Origin of the sequence: Acinetobacter sp. UBA3132 (assembly GCF_002364825.1) — a bacterium.
In the GTDB taxonomy this organism is placed as follows: domain Bacteria; phylum Pseudomonadota; class Gammaproteobacteria; order Pseudomonadales; family Moraxellaceae; genus Acinetobacter; species Acinetobacter schindleri.
This window is the reverse complement of sequence record NZ_DEZM01000228.1, coordinates 1-14,517: the sequence shown is the minus strand read 5'-3', so window position 1 is coordinate 14,517 and position 14,517 is coordinate 1. Positions and strand designations below refer to the sequence as shown.

Annotated in this window: 12 protein-coding genes; 7 read left to right on the top strand and 5 right to left on the bottom strand. The window is 43.5% G+C overall.

Features of this window, described 5'->3' with window-relative positions:
- The coding region (locus tag B4033_RS12600) for an aminotransferase class III-fold pyridoxal phosphate-dependent enzyme (RefSeq protein WP_286834483.1) at positions 1–481 on the bottom strand (481 nt) is incomplete at its 3' end.
- Between the two features lie 198 nt (positions 482–679).
- Here B4033_RS12600 and grxD point away from each other — a divergent pair.
- Positions 680–1,021, top strand: a complete 342-nt coding sequence (gene grxD / locus B4033_RS12595; RefSeq protein WP_004810457.1) for a Grx4 family monothiol glutaredoxin — start codon at positions 680–682, stop codon at positions 1,019–1,021.
- A 93-nt stretch (positions 1,022–1,114) separates the two neighbouring features.
- Here grxD and B4033_RS12590 read toward each other — a convergent pair whose 3' ends face one another.
- Positions 1,115–3,787 carry a Lon protease family protein gene (locus tag B4033_RS12590; RefSeq protein WP_376745269.1) on the bottom strand — a complete coding sequence of 891 codons (2,673 nt, stop codon included), beginning with the start codon at positions 3,785–3,787 and terminating at the stop codon, positions 1,115–1,117.
- A gap of 196 nt (positions 3,788–3,983) precedes the next feature.
- On the opposite strand from B4033_RS12590, the gene B4033_RS12585 reads away from it, so the two are divergent.
- From B4033_RS12585 to rpmE, 4 genes are all read left to right on the top strand, one after another.
- Positions 3,984–6,146 carry an AmpG family muropeptide MFS transporter gene (locus B4033_RS12585; RefSeq protein ID WP_286834479.1) on the top strand — a complete coding sequence of 721 codons (2,163 nt, stop codon included), beginning with the start codon at positions 3,984–3,986 and terminating at the stop codon, positions 6,144–6,146.
- 1 nt (position 6,147) lies between these two features.
- Positions 6,148–6,549 carry a lactoylglutathione lyase gene (gloA, locus tag B4033_RS12580; protein WP_004810451.1) on the top strand — a complete coding sequence of 134 codons (402 nt, stop codon included), beginning with the start codon at positions 6,148–6,150 and terminating at the stop codon, positions 6,547–6,549.
- Between the two features lie 133 nt (positions 6,550–6,682).
- The gene (locus B4033_RS12575; RefSeq protein ID WP_286834476.1) at positions 6,683–7,663 is read left to right on the top strand and encodes a bile acid:sodium symporter family protein; all 981 of its coding nucleotides are present in this window, start codon (positions 6,683–6,685) and stop codon (positions 7,661–7,663) included.
- Between the two features lie 200 nt (positions 7,664–7,863).
- On the top strand, positions 7,864–8,088 hold the full coding sequence (gene rpmE / locus B4033_RS12570) for a 50S ribosomal protein L31 (RefSeq protein WP_004782616.1): 225 nt from the start codon (positions 7,864–7,866) through the stop codon (positions 8,086–8,088).
- 88 nt (positions 8,089–8,176) lie between these two features.
- On the opposite strand, the gene B4033_RS12565 is transcribed toward rpmE, so the two are convergent.
- Genes B4033_RS12565 through epmB form a run of 3 tightly spaced genes read right to left on the bottom strand, consistent with a single transcriptional unit; the run spans position 8,177 to position 13,122 of the window.
- Positions 8,177–10,366, bottom strand: a complete 2,190-nt coding sequence (locus B4033_RS12565) for an EAL domain-containing protein (protein WP_286834474.1) — start codon at positions 10,364–10,366, stop codon at positions 8,177–8,179.
- Positions 10,348–12,093 carry a GTPase gene (locus tag B4033_RS12560; protein ID WP_286834472.1) on the bottom strand — a complete coding sequence of 582 codons (1,746 nt, stop codon included), beginning with the start codon at positions 12,091–12,093 and terminating at the stop codon, positions 10,348–10,350. Before B4033_RS12560 ends, B4033_RS12565 begins: the two co-directional genes overlap by 19 nt.
- 12 nt (positions 12,094–12,105) lie before the next feature.
- Complete coding sequence (gene epmB / locus B4033_RS12555; RefSeq protein WP_004810440.1) at positions 12,106–13,122, bottom strand: EF-P beta-lysylation protein EpmB; 1,017 nt, start codon at positions 13,120–13,122, stop codon at positions 12,106–12,108.
- Between the two features lie 378 nt (positions 13,123–13,500).
- Between epmB and efp the strand changes: the two genes are divergently transcribed.
- Together efp and B4033_RS12545 are read left to right on the top strand one after the other, a co-directional pair.
- On the top strand, positions 13,501–14,070 hold the full coding sequence (efp, locus tag B4033_RS12550) for an elongation factor P (RefSeq protein WP_004810438.1): 570 nt from the start codon (positions 13,501–13,503) through the stop codon (positions 14,068–14,070).
- Positions 14,071–14,240: 170 nt separating this feature from the next.
- Positions 14,241–14,517, top strand: a 277-nt coding sequence (locus B4033_RS12545; RefSeq protein ID WP_286834469.1) for a carbon starvation CstA family protein, incomplete at its 3' end; no start/stop codon positions are given.

Below are 14,517 nucleotides of genomic sequence, written 5' to 3'. Positions count from 1 at the left end.
CAAAACCTTCCTGAACTTTTTTGTTACCTGTCGCTGAGAGGGTAGCCAAAGTACGACCGTGGAAAGAGTGGTCAGCCACAATGATTTTTGGTGTAGCGATGCCTTGCATATGGCCAAATTTACGTGCAATCTTGATTGCACCTTCATTGGATTCTGCACCGCTATTCGAGAAGAAAATTTCTTCCATGCCTGAAACTTCAGCCAGTTTTTGTGCAGCAGCAGTCTGCCATGGTACTTCAAACAGGTTGCTGGTGTGAATCAGGGTGGCGGCCTGTTCAGCAATTGCTTCAGCAAGTACCGGGTGGGCATGCCCCAGCCCACATACTGCAATACCGGTCAGAGCATCTAGATACTCAGTACCATCTTCAGTATAAAGATAAGCACCTTGTCCTCGGACAAAACTGATCGGCTGACGGCCAAATACCGGCATCAAGTGTGAAGGTTGACCAGTTTGCACAGGAGCAAGGGTAATGTTCTTCATGACTAACTCTTATCTGTTAGGTGGATTGAAAATTGAAGTCATAGATGCCATATATAGACATAACGACAGGACCTATATAAGCAAAATCTCAAACAGAATAAAAGCTGAATTGTAAATAAAACATGAAATATTGTTTTAGACATACTGTTTTAGTTCATTTTGAGTATAATGCGAAGCAGATTTATTGAGGATATATCAATGACTGAACAAGCACGCGATACAGAAGCGTTAATTCGTGACCAAATTGCCAAACACGCAGTACTTCTTTATATGAAAGGCACACCACAATTCCCACAATGTGGTTTCTCTGCTCGTGCGGTTGAAGCACTCAGTCAAATTGGTCGTCCATTTGCTTATGTGAATATTCTGGAAAACCCAGACATTCGCGCAACTCTTCCAGTTATTGCGAACTGGCCGACTTTCCCACAATTGTGGATCAATGGTGAATTGATCGGTGGTAGCGATATTATGCTCGATATGTTCCAGAAAGGTGAATTAAAGTCTTTAGTTGAACAATACAGCCCGGCACCTGAAGCTTAATAGTTTTATTAGACTTGCAGATGTTAAAAAGCGCTTCCAGAGAAGCGCTTTTTTATGACTGAAGTTTAACACTTAAAATGGAAAGGGGCAGGATTAGTTTTCTGCCTTATTCTCAGAGGTTTCAGATTTTTCCAGTTCTTTTGATTCAGCCGCAAGTGCTGCTGCAAGCGCATCCGGATCTGCCTGAATATCCTTTACTGGTGCTTTTTCTTTTTTCTTTTTCTTCTTTTTTTTTTTTTTCTTTGGCTCTTCTTCCTCAAGCTCGGCACCATCTTCAATAGCTTGCCAGTAATCCAGTTGCTCCATCACTGCAGCATAAATTGAATGCTTGCTATAGCGGCCTTTCTTGTCCAGGGTGCCAACCGGACGTGCCATTAGAATTTCCAATGCCTGATCGATGGTATCAATCGCATGAATATGGAACTGACCTGCTTCAACTGCTGCAATTACATCTTTACGCAGCATCAGATGCTGCATGTTTTGACGTGGAATAATCACACCTTGCTTGCCAGTCAAGCCTTGCAATTTGCAGGCATCGAAGAAACCTTCAATCTTGGCATTTACCCCACCAATTGGCTGTACCTGACCGAGCTGGTTCATGGAACCGGTAATCGCCCAAGACTGGTCAATTGGCAGCTGGCTAATGGCTGAGATCAATGCAGAGAGTTCAGCTACAGTAGCACTGTCACCATCCACCTGACCGTAACTTTGTTCAAACGCCAGAGCTGCAGAGAAGTGCAGGGTTTGTTCACGACCGAAATGCGCTTTCAGGAAAGATGCCATCAGCAATACGCCTTTGGCATGTAGTGAACCACCGAGTTCCACGCTGCGCTCGATATCCAGAATGTCACCACCACCTTGATAGACCGATGCAGTTAAACGTGAAGGTAAACCAAATTCTACGTCCGCATAGTGAATGACAGAAAGGGCATTGATCTGACCAAGACGGTGACCACGTGTCTCAATCAGCTGGGTACCACGAGACAGATCTTGCCAATATAGCTCACGTAAATAGCCTAAGCGATATTTGCGATGATCCAGGGCAGTATTGATGTGTTTTTCTGAAACCATTTTGTCATCAGCTTTAAAGGCATGATGATGCGCTTCACGAATCAAATCACCCAAAGTCAGCGCATGTAATGACAAGGAGCTTTGGTCTTCAGCCTGACGGCTTGAATCAGTCAATAAGGCAGCCAAGGCAGAACGGTCAAAAGGCAACAGTTTGTCTGCCTGAACGTAATCAGCAATGAGCTGCATATAGGCCTGCTCATTTTCGTCATTACGTTGTAATGTATCTGTAAAGTCAGCACGGATTTTAAAGATACTGCCCAGCTCAGGTTCGAGCTCCAGAATTTCATAATAGATTTCTGGTTCAGCTAGTAACACGATCTTGATATCAAGTGGAATCGCCGCTGGCTCAATCGAAATACTGCCCGTTAGCGTTAGCATATGTTCCAGAGAAGACAGTTTCAGCTGACCAGATTTCAATGCACGTTTTAGGCCTTGCCATGCATACGGTTGTTCTAAGAGTTGCTCGGCTTCAATCATCAGGAAGCCACCATTGGCACGATGCATTGAGCCCGGACGGATCAAGGTGAAGTCAGTGGTAATCGTACCGTTCTGGGTTAACTGTTCTACATGACCGAGCAGGTTGTAATGGGTTGGGAAATCTTCAAAGATTACCGGCGCACCGCTGTTTGGCTTATATGTCACAATGACATTGGCCTGATAACGGGACGGCACACGACTGAACAGGCCAGGAGTAAAGTCATCTTCTTCCTGTTCCAGCACAATCTCGACATTATTAATGATGTCTTCCGCATAGAATTTCAGATATTTATCCAGGCCTTCTACATCTTTAAATTTAGCCAGCATCTGTTCAACACGTGGTAAAACCACCTGTTTGGCAATCTCACGGTTGAGTACCTGTACACGGTCACGGGCATCATCTTCCAGATCACCGAGGTGCAGGCCCAGGCGTTCCAGTTTTTTATCCATGTAACGCATGTTGGAGGCAATTTCAGCACGATCTTTATTGCTCAGTGCATTCAGATCATCTTGTGTCATTTCCTGCAGCTTGTCATCTTTGAGATGAACCGGTACGAAGCAGTGCTCATCATTGCGAGAGATCAGCTTTAGATCGAATTCTTCACCTTCACGGGTCAGTTCAATCAGCGCTTGCTGCTGTTCATCACCGGTTTGCTGACGGATCATTTCAATACGGTTGTAATAGGTTTCCGCAGTAAAACGACGTTCCAGCTGTTTAAGAATGGTTTGCCAGCTTTGATGCAGCATTGCCTGGAATTTAGGACCTTGACCTGCAGGAAACTGCAATGCAATCGGCTGGCGGGAATTCTGGAAATTATTAACATACACCCAGTCATTTGGTGTTGCTACTGTTTTGGCATGTTGCTGTAGCAGACGTTTGACCATGGTGCGCTTGCCAAGACCTGCGGTTCCGACAGCAAAAATGTTATAGCCTGAATATGGCAGGGCAATCCCGGCTTCAACTGAGGCACGTGCACGATCCTGACCAAGAAAATTATTTAATGGTTTAATACGCTTGGTCGACGCCGGAATTTTATCCAGTTTTGGAATATGTGTCAGTTGCGTGGGCTGCAAGCGGGTTTTTTCAAGAGTAGGTTGTATTTCGCTTTGTTCAAATGCTGTCTTTAATAGTTCAGCATGGTTTTGTTGTGCAGTTAGGGTAGTGTTAATCGTATTGGCGGTTATTGAAGAATGAATTTGATCGAGTCTCTGGGTCACTGTTGATGTCCAAAACGAAATAGTGCATTAATGATTTAAGGTATACAGAATTAGCCGGAAAATTCAAGCCAACATGTCGCTTTTGACGTAAAAAAATAAAATGATCTATGCAGAGAAAATGGTAAATCTTGTTGAAAGATCCTGTATTAAAGGATTGAATAGCAACTACTGGTTTTTTGCGGAAAATAATAAAGCAATGACAACACAAACGACGGGTTGGAAATCCGCCTTTACAGCCTTCTTGGACCGGCGTGCGCTGATCATGCTGTTTCTGGGTTTCTCAGCCGGTGTACCGATTCTCCTGATTTTTTCAAGTCTGTCTCTCTGGCTCGGTGAAGCGGGTATTAGTAAAAGTGCTGTAACTTTCTTTAGCTGGGCAGCCTTGGGTTATTCCTTTAAGTTTGTCTGGGCACCACTGATTGATGAACTACCAGTGCCATTCCTGACTAAGGCTTTAGGTCGACGTCGTGCCTGGTTGCTGATCGCTCAAATTCTGATTGTCTGCGCGATCTGTATTATGGCTTTTTCAGATCCGGCTTTAGGACAACTACATCTTCAGCAGATGGCGCTTGGTGCAGTCTTGCTTGGCTTTTCCGCAGCAACTCAGGATATTGTGATTGATGCCTACCGTATTGAACTGGCAGAAACCCAGATGCAGACCGTGCTGGCTGCAACTTATAACGCAGGCTACCGTATTGGTATGATTGTCGCTGGTGCGGGCGCATTGTTCCTTGCCGCTTACCTAGGTACCGCAAAAGGTAACTATATTTATGATGCCTGGAAATGGACCTATCTGGCGATGGCTGCGGTGATGCTGGTGGGGATTATCACGACGCTGTCAATCCGTGAACCGCAGGTCGATCGTGTACGAAAAACCTATATACGCAGTGATTATTTCCGCCTGGTCGGGGTGTTTTTTGTCGCGGTCATCAGCTTTGTATTGAGCTATGTATATTCAGGTAACCTGGTGAGCATGTTGACTGAACAGTTTGCCATTCAGGATACCTTTGCATTATTTACTTTTGAATCTTTGCGTTTTATCGGATCTGGTGCAGTCGCATTCGGTGTGGGTGCCGCCTTGGTGAAACTGGGTGCGGTGAACCGGGAAATGGCCTATGAAACCTGGGTCAATCCTGTTGCAGATTTCTTCAAGCGCTATGGCCTAAAACTGGCTTTGGTCCTGTTATTGCTGATTGGTTTTTATCGTGTTTCAGACATTATTGCTGGTGTGATTTCTAATGTGTTCTATCAGGACATGAACTTTAGCAAGGAGCAGATTGCTGAAGCAGTGAAGGTCTATGGGGTGATCTTTTCCCTCTTAGGTGGTTTCCTGGGAGGATTATTGGCCCAGAAGATGAATATCATGAAGCTGATGTTTGTCGGTGCCATTCTGGCCTGTTCTACCAATCTGATCTTTATTGGTTTGGTTAAATCCGGGCAACAGCTAAATCCGGTAGATATTCAGGTTGGACAGCAACACTATCAGGCAGACACGGATGAAGTTGGTTACTGGAAAGTGAAAGTACCAGTACAGGTACTGGCTGATGCCAAGCAGATTCAGGTTCAGGCGGCTTATGCCAATGCTAATACGACTGATAGTACAGTTAGTCTGTCCATGCCATATTTGCTGCAGACTTCAGGTAATGCACAGCTGCAGATTCTACCAATTACCAGCGACAATACCCTTCATGCTAATGAAGAAGGGAGTATTGTGGTTCGTGGTCAATATGTCGGTGAAGCTTTACAAGATAATCAAAAGATCATTTATGAACTGAATGATGAGCGTTTTGAAGCCAAGCTGGAAGAACAGGGGGTGTTTAGTACAGCTATTCCAGCAGAAAAACTGAAATCTGCGCCAGCGCATTTAATCAGTGTGGTACTAATGGAGGATGAGCGAGCTGTTCAGCAAGTGACACATGTCTATCAGACGAGCAATGATGCTAAAAATACCAAGATGCTTGATGTCGATATCCAGCCACTGGTTCCTGTGGATGTGAATCGTAATACTGATATTGAAGTGACAGGCAAGGTGATCAAGCCATATAGCGATGCCTGGCTGTATTTTGCGATTATCGTCGACAATCTAGCTGCCGGTCTAGCAGGTGCAGCATTTATTGCCTTCTTATCCAGCTTGACCAGCGTATCTTTCACTGCAGTCCAATATGCGATTTTTAGCTCACTTATGACACTAACCCCTAAGATTTTAGGGGGATATTCAGGTACTATAGTCACCAATATCGGTTATCCGAACTTCTTCCTGATGACCACATTGATTGGGATTCCGATTCTCATTCTAGTGGTCTGGGTTGGAAAATTACTCGGTGAACACCAACAACAATCTGGCAATAAGGATGAATAATATGCGCATGCTGCATACCATGTTACGTGTAGGCAATCTGGAACAGTCACTAAAGTTCTATACTGAAGTGCTTGGTATGACTTTACTTCGTAAGCGTGATTATGAAGAAGGTCGTTTCACTCTGGCATTTGTAGGTTATGGTGATGAAGAGAACCATACCGTGCTCGAGCTGACACATAACTGGGATACAGACAGTTATGAACTTGGCAATGCTTATGGCCATATTGCGATTGCAGTCGATGATGCCTATAAAGCCTGTGAAGAAATCAAGGCACGTGGTGGCAAGGTGGTTCGTGAAGCAGGTCCAATGAAAGGCGGTGTAACCGTTATTGCATTTGTTGAAGATCCAGATGGTTATAAAATTGAACTGATTCAGCAGGACCATAATGCACGTAATAACTAAGTGTGATATGTGAAATGTATTCATGTAGAGATGAAAAGATTACATCAATCTGAGTGCATAGCATGGGCCCGGCATCTGTTAAGATAGCCGGGCATTTTTATATCAAACAATAAAATCTAAGGGATGAAGGGATATGCTTAAGTTATTGGCATTGGACCGTTTTACTATACTGCTTTTTATAATGGTGATACTTGCCAGTTTTGTTCCGGTATCAGGACAGGCGGCTGAAGTCTTTTCATCTATTACCACAATTGCCATTGCTATCTTATTCTTTCTGCATGGTGCCAAGTTATCACGTGAGGCCGTAGTTGAAGGATTGATGCACTGGAAGCTGCATACCTTGGTGTTCGCATTTACTTTTGCACTGTTTCCTATAATTGGTCTGTTGGCCAAGCCGGTCCTGGTTCCGTTATTGGGTCAGGAACTGTACTGGGGCTTCCTGTTTATGTGCTTCCTGCCATCAACAGTACAGTCTTCGATTGCCTTTACTTCAGTGGCACAGGGTAATGTCGCCGGTGCAGTGTGTAGTGCCTCATTTTCCAATATTGTTGGTATGTTTATTACCCCGATATTAGTAGCCTTTTTTATTTTGGGTCAGTCACAACATGGTTTTGATCCAACCTCATCTATTATGCAGATCACTTTACTGCTACTGGTGCCATTTATCCTTGGGCAAATTCTGCGTCCTTGGGTATTTCCACAAATGAAGAAAATGCCAGAAATCGTTAAGATTTTTGATCAGGGTTCGATTCTCATGGTGGTTTACGGCGCATTCAGTAGTGCCGTTGTGGCAGGGCTGTGGCATCAGGTAAGCTTAACGACCTTATTACTGCTCATTATTGCCTGCTCAGTCTTACTGACTTTGGTGATGCTGCTGGCCCTGTTTGTGCCGCGCTGGATTGGTTTTGATAAAGCGGATCAGAAAACTATTTTTTTCTGTGGTTCCAAGAAAACTTTAGCCAGCGGCGTGCCGATGGCACAAATCCTGTTTATTGGTCAGCCAATTGGCATGATTGTATTGCCGATCATGATTTTCCATCAGATTCAGCTGATGGTTTGCGGCATTGTTGCCAATATGTGGTCCAAACAGGTTGAAGTTAAAACTGAAGAATAATTCGCATATTAAATCTGTTTCACGTATAATATTGCCCAACTTGTTGTGCTTAGCTCTGACGGTATCCGTCTCGGTGGGCCAAAAGAATGGTCTGTTGTGGTGTTGATCTGCCTGAATTTGATTCTGGCCTTTCCTCAGTTTCTGAGAGTGATCAATTGCGATGACAGCAAAACCTTCTTGATCTTTATGGAGAATCGACCATGCGCGCCGATATTCACCCAAAATATGAAAAACTAGTTGCTACTTGTTCATGTGGTAACGTTATCGAAACTCGTTCAGCTGTTGGTAAAGAAACGCTTTACCTAGACGTATGTTCAGCTTGCCACCCATTCTACACTGGTAAGCAAAAGAACGTTGACACTGGCGGTCGTATCGACAAGTTCAAACAACGTTTTGCTGGTATGTCACGTTCTGTTAAACGTTAATACCCAAAATGAAAAAAAACGGGCAATTTGCCCGTTTTTTTGTGCCTGAAATTTGTGAATTCACAATATTCAGGCTTGGTACAGGCGCTTAGCGCTCCTGTACGTCAATCAGATGATCCAGTTTTTTCTGGAAGTAATCCCCTTGAATGAAGCGTGCATCGACATTCCAGGCATTGGCAAAGGAAGTCATGTCATTCAGTTCACGTAAAAGAATATAAACTGGTTTGACTTCCAGATAGCCAGTAATTTTTTCCTGCAGTTCCTCGGTATTGGAATTCAATTGCGCAGTGAGCTGTGGATGGATCGTTAAGGCATTTACATCCATTTCACGGAGCAAGGTTTCACTATATATCGAATTGCCGAATTCACGAATCGCAATCTCTGCGCCATGGTCACGCAGAATACGGATATATTTCTGCGCATCCTCGCGGTTCAGAATCAGATCCTCTTCAGCAAATTGTAAAGTGAGAGGATGCTTTAATTTACTGCGAATAATCGTAATCAGCTTGGAGATAAACTCAGGAAAACTACGGTCTTTGAAGAGCACGGCACGATTCAGGTTTACGATCAAGCGGGCTTCAGGATATTGGGTGATAAAGTTATGCAGTTGCTTGCAAGACTCAACCAGAATCCAGCGATCTAGCTTGATTGAAAGTTCATCATCTTCACGCAGTTCCAGCAGCTTGGAAATATCCTGCCATTTATTTTCAAAAATAAAACCGCTGGTAACCTCATAGGTATACAGGTTGCTATCTTCCTTGTCATACAGCTGCTGATATTTCAGATGGATTTCGCCACGCTCCAGGCATTGACGCAGTGCATGCAGGATTGAACCTGGCATCGCTACAGGTGCTGCCGCCGTGGCTGGTGTTACAGGCGTTGGAACTGGTGCAGATACTGGACTAGAGGCTGACTGGGCTGCAGCTGGTTCGGCAATACTGAATTCCAGACTTGGAACAGTTTCTGCAGGTGCAAGCATATCCGATGGAATATCCAGCACAAATTCGGAAGACTGTTGTGCTTGAGGTAATGGTGTAGAGAAGGCACGAGCAATATGCTGATCCAGCTGTGCCTCATCATGTAGTTCACCGTCAAGCTTGGTATAACCGATGCGTAAGTTCAGAGAGCAGGTCTGCTGATTGACTGTAATCAACTGCGGTTTGGTTAATGCAGCTAACCCAATCAGTTTAGATTCCAGAATTTCCTGAGAATCGGCCTGAATGACACCGACCAAGACATCATGTTCAAGTTTAAACAGCGATACACGAACCTGTTCTTTCAGGAAGTTCTTAACTTCATGGAAGTAGCCTGTGTAGATCGCCCAATCTGCATTGAGAATTTGAGGCTCATAAGCAGCAAGAGAGAAGGTGATTAATGCATTGGCATTGGCAGGCTCACGGTTCAGCTCACGTTTTAGTAATTGTAACGTACTTGGCTTGACTGCTGCTTTTTCAGTTGTTGTAGCAGATTGAGTCTTCGCAGTATCAATCGTTAGCTGTAAAGCATCTTCTTCACTGGTAGATGCCAGGAACTCAAGCTTGAGGGGGTTGACTGCAGCAATCTTTGGATTGGTTGAATGAATTTCAAAACCACCCAGCTCGAACTGACCTTGGGAAATTTTCTTAAAACGGGTCTTAAATTCGTTTAGATCTTGTGGTTGTAACAGATCCAGTAAAGGCAAACCGATAATGTCATCTTCAGAATTCAGGCCAAACAGTTTCAGGTAATCTTCATTGGCCTGAATGTGAATGCCTTCCTGAATGGTGGCTACCGCTTTGTTACTGTCCTCAACCAGTAATTGTGCCTGAGTTTGTGCTGTTTCCAGCTCTTCTATTAAATGTTGCTGCGACTGGGTCAGACGGCTGAAAGACAGGGCACGTACCAGACCGAGGTAAAAGCGTTCTGGATATTCCAGATTCAAAATGTCATACACACCTTTCTGGATATAACCGGTATATTGATTAGCCTGATAGTCATCAGGTTTAAGCAGCAGAATCGGCAAGTTTGGCTGTTTCGATAGGCGTACCAGACTGAGTGCCTGTTCATATTTCAGGTCATACGCACGGCCAAAGATAATCAGGTCCCAGTTGAAATTCAACTGCTTTTCAAAGTTCTGCAGGTCATCCAGTAGAACTGCATCCACCTGATATTCATTGGCGGTCAACAGATCACGAATCTGGTTAAATCTAATTTGATTATCATCAATAATCAGTAAACGTGTTTCCGTACGTTTTAACTTTTTAGACAATAATGGATTTCTCACTTCAATGCTTCCCATAAATCGTGATTATTGATTTCATTCATTTGCTTGTGAATAAAGCCTTTAATGATCTGTTCTTCCTGATCATTCAATAATTCATAGTCAAATCGAATAAAGCTTTGTGTGATCAGCTGTGCTTTGGTCAGATAGATTTTTATTTCACGACCATCAACACGCAGGTGAATCGTCTGTTTTTCCCTAAACATCTGTACACCTGACACAATAATACTATTCGAAATCTGATCCAGTTGGGTTGTCTGTACTAGTAAAGCTGGCTGATAATTTTTTAGATGACGGTCGGTCCGTGCATAAACTGCACATGGGAACAGGTCTTGCGCCAGAATTTCCAAGCCTAGTTCCAGACTTTTTTCTGTTGACTGTTTGATCCAGCGGATCACACCACCACGCCATTGGCTTTGGGCATTTTCCTGAACCAGAATAAATTCGCCGGTTTTCAGATTCGATGGGGTAAAGCCGGTCCACTTAATCCGGTAACCATTGACGCTGATGTCCAGCACTTCGGCATGGTGAATCTGCTTGGCTTCACGATCTAAGGCTTTGATATGACTAAATGAACCTGGTACAGTATTTTCTGATGCGCTGACAAAGCTACTTTCACTCTGGAAATTGTAGCCGCCTTCAACATCTAGGGTTTCATGGAAGTTTTTGCCCTGAGACAGGTAGAAATGTGCAGCCGACAAACCAAAACAGATATTGATATGCGCTGAGTATTCATAACGCTCATGACGACGTTCCATGGTCGTGGTCAACAGATTATAGATATGGAAATGCAGCGCTGGCGTGAGGAACAATTTTTCATTACGCGACAGATACTGGGCATTTTTGGTTTGTGTACCCGCCAGATGTTCCATCAGGTTCTGAGTGGCAATAAATATGCTCGGCTTGAAATGGTCATTCAGACGCGAGTTATATACTGGTGGCAAGTCTTTGCTGCTGTCGACTGCATAGCGGGACAGGGTAGTTTCTTTAGGTAAAACCTGAACCAGTTTGGTCCAGTCAAAACTGCAAAGATACAGTCCTTGAATTTCTGCAGGTCGGATTTGATGAGTATTAAAGATTTCCAGCAGGATCAGCTGTGCATACGCATTCGAAATATTCTGTAGCTCATGCTGAGTACCCAGGACCTGATTGATATTGCTCTGATGGAAATTATTTTGCATTGCAATTTCAAGTAGCTGATGAGCTGCAAGCCATTGGCCCATCACTGGCTTGCCATACAGCATATGCTGTTGATACAGCAGCAGGCTGAGCTGTTGCAAAGCATAGTAAATCGAAACCATACGTGCCGTGGTCAGACTTTTCTTTTTTCCCAGTTTAAATAAAGAAAAACTGCTGTGATTCAGCTCATGATTACAGCGCTTGGCAATATCAATATAGGCCTTGGCAAAATGACTACGCAGCAGCATTGCCAGTTCAATAATCTGGTCATTACGGTCAGTAGTAATCAGGCCTTGATTGACGAAGTGTTTTTCCAGGCTGGTCAGTACATTTTCAAGAGTCGGATGCAGTACCTGAATCAGGTCAAACCGCAGGGTTTCAGAGCACTTCAGTTCAGACATTTCCAGTAGGGCACTGAACAGTGACTTGGAGGATGTCCCCAGTTGCAGGATCGAAATTCCTGCAACCCATTCCTGCAAGGCTTTTACATTGGCTGGACAAAAGCTCAGTTGATCCAGTTTAAGTTCCGTCGGCGTTTGAAAAATATCTGAATTATGTTTACTCATTTATTATTTAACTCAAAATGTTGAAACCCCAAAAAGCGGTGTCTTATTTTTTTCGCCCGCAATTTCCCGAACAAGTTTAGGTACCAAATACCCGGGTAAGTTCGCTAAAACTTCTGTATAAATCTCGTTTATATGCTTAGGTGACAAATCAAAATGATGCGCCCCTTTTACTTTATCAAGTACATGTAAATAATACGGCATCACTCCAGCTTCAAACAAGCGATAACTTAAATCGACCAAAACTGGTGCAGTATCATTTACTCCTTTGAGTAACACTGCCTGATTAAGTACGGTAATCTGTTGCTGAACCAACTGATTCAGTTTGCTACAGGTGTAATCATCCAGCTCAGATGCATGATTTGAGTGTACCACCAGAATAATACGTAGCCTACTGTTTTTTAACATGCTTGTCAGCTCGTCATCGATTCGGCTTGGGATTACAATCGGAACTCGTGAATGTATTCTTAAGAATTTAAGTTGAGTTAAAGTTTCCAGACGTTCAATCCAGAGTTTTAATTTCCGGTTAGAAAGAGTGAGTGGATCACCACCACTCAGGATCACTTCATTAATATCCGGCTGGCTTTGCAGATAGCTTTTAATATTTTCCCAATCTTCATTCTTAGGTAAATTTTCTTGATAAGGAAAGTGACGTCTAAAGCAATATCGGCAATGTACGGCACAGGCTCCGGTCAGGGTCAGCAGAAAACGCGACTTATATTTATGCAGGACACCTGGCTGCTGGTTAGCCTGTTCTTCACCCAAAGGATCAGTAACAAAACCCGGATGCTCTTCCAGTTCCAGGTGATGTGGCAGGACTTGCAGTAACAGGGGGTCAAGTGGATTGCCAGCCTGCATTTTGCCAACAAAAGCACGTGGTACCCGTAACTTGAATTGTTCTGATGCCAGAATTGCGCCAGAAAGTAGCTGCTCAGGTGAGAGTTTCAGTTGTTGTAATAATTCCTGCGGATTTGTGATCAAGTCACTCAGTTGTGACTGCCAGTTTTGTTCCTGATAGAAAAAGTCTGTCATGTGGGAAGAATAAAGTAAAAGTGGAAGCGATGAAGCTGAAGCGATTAGTTTAACAGTTTATATATAGTATGAATGTGCCTGTATTGGATAAAGTTTGACGTATTAGTTGAGCAGATTATATAAAGCTTTGTCTTAATGATCAGCAGATGGTAGGGGCTGAATAATTTGTTCATTGATATGTCTGACTGTAACTTAGTCAGTGAAGGTCTGTTAAATAGGAATTTTTCGTTGCGGCATAGTGTATTGGTCATTTAGAATACGCAACATTAAATGAATGTGCATGTGGCAACTACATGTTCGTGTCAGACTTGCTAAATGACATTGCAACAGCCCATAGCATCAATAGATTAAAGTTAGTAAGTTTGGAGTGCGCCAGTCATGGCCTATTATTCTACGAATGATTTCAAGTCAGGCCTTAAGGTTATGCTTGATGGTAACCCATGTTCAATCATGGAAAACGAATACGTAAAACCAGGTAAAGGCCAAGCCTTCAACCGCGTAAAATTACGTAACCTTAAATCAGGTAAAGTGTTAGAGAAAACATTTAAGTCTGGTGACTCACTAGAAGCTGCTGACATCGTAGAAGTAGAAATGGAATACTTGTACAACGATGGCGAAATGTGGAACTTCATGGATCCAGTATCTTTTGAACAGATTGCAGCAGATAAAATCGCGATGGGCGATGCAGCAAAATGGTTAAAAGATGACTCTAATGAAAAATGTACCATCATGCTTTGGAATGGCGTTCCTTTAACAGTGAATGCACCAAACTTTGTGGTATTGCAAATCGTTGAGACTGATCCAGGTGTACGTGGTGATACTTCGGGCGGTGGCGGTAAGCCAGCGAAACTGGAAACAGGTGCGGTAGTACGTGTTCCATTATTTGTTCAGCAAGAAGATAAAGTTCGTGTTGATACACGTACAGGTGAATACCTAGAACGTGCATAATGGTCTGAAAATAGACTATTATCAAAGGGGATGATGAAAATCATCCCCTTTTTTATGCCAAAGTCTTAGAGGCAACAAAAAAGAACAGGAGTAAAGTCGCAAGGGAAAACAGCAGTACCTCGAACAAAAAGAATCACGCTGATTTAAATGCAACAGATATGAGGGATTGAATGGAAACTTTACAACAGAAGTCGAGCATGACTTCGAAAATCATCTGGCTCCTGGTAGCCATAGTCGGGGCAGTCTCCTTCGGGATACTTGCACTCAGTCGTGGTGAGCATGTGAATGCAGTCTGGCTGGTACTGGCCGCAGCCTGTGTGTACAGCATCGCTTACCGTTTCTACAGTTTATTTATTGCCAATAAAGTTTTTGAACTGAATGCACGCCGTTTAACACCTGCCCATCGTCTGAGTGATGGTCTGGATTATGTGCCGACCAATAAAAGCG

Coding starts and splice junctions, on each gene's coding strand:
- rpmE (WP_004782616.1), top strand. CDS start 7,864: ATGCGCGCCGATATTCACCCAAAATATGAAAAACTAGTTGCTACTTGT.
- B4033_RS12575 (WP_286834476.1), top strand. CDS start 6,683: ATGCTTAAGTTATTGGCATTGGACCGTTTTACTATACTGCTTTTTATA.
- gloA (WP_004810451.1), top strand. CDS start 6,148: ATGCGCATGCTGCATACCATGTTACGTGTAGGCAATCTGGAACAGTCA.
- grxD (WP_004810457.1), top strand. CDS start 680: ATGACTGAACAAGCACGCGATACAGAAGCGTTAATTCGTGACCAAATT.
- B4033_RS12565 (WP_286834474.1), bottom strand. CDS start 10,366: ATGGGAAGCATTGAAGTGAGAAATCCATTATTGTCTAAAAAGTTAAAA.
- efp (WP_004810438.1), top strand. CDS start 13,501: ATGGCCTATTATTCTACGAATGATTTCAAGTCAGGCCTTAAGGTTATG.
- B4033_RS12560 (WP_286834472.1), bottom strand. CDS start 12,093: ATGAGTAAACATAATTCAGATATTTTTCAAACGCCGACGGAACTTAAA.
- epmB (WP_004810440.1), bottom strand. CDS start 13,122: ATGACAGACTTTTTCTATCAGGAACAAAACTGGCAGTCACAACTGAGT.
- B4033_RS12585 (WP_286834479.1), top strand. CDS start 3,984: ATGACAACACAAACGACGGGTTGGAAATCCGCCTTTACAGCCTTCTTG.